The 242-nt window shown below is 41.3% G+C and carries 1 rRNA gene; it reads right to left on the reverse strand.

The annotated features are described in order from the left end of the window. A 5S ribosomal RNA gene (gene rrf, locus Q1B11_RS20365) occupies positions 1–62 on the reverse strand; the annotation flags it as partial. Positions 63–242: the final 180 nt, after the last annotated feature.

Below are 242 nucleotides of genomic sequence, written 5' to 3' on the forward strand. Positions count from 1 at the left end.
AGTCATTTCACTGCTGAGTTCGGGATGGGATCAGGTGGTTCTAACTTTCTATGGTCGCCAGGCGTAACTTGTTTGAGCAAATGATTAATTAATCACTTACTCTGGAATCCGTTTTCGACCTCCAAGGATGGAGGAAGTACTAAAAAACGTCTGGAACGTTTTTTAGTATAAGCTGAATCTTTTCTTGCTAAACACTCTATATTGCCACGGATGGCATGTATGCTAGCAATGCATGCCTACAA

This window comes from uncultured Endozoicomonas sp., from assembly GCF_947495845.1.
Taxonomy (GTDB): domain Bacteria; phylum Pseudomonadota; class Gammaproteobacteria; order Pseudomonadales; family Endozoicomonadaceae; genus Endozoicomonas.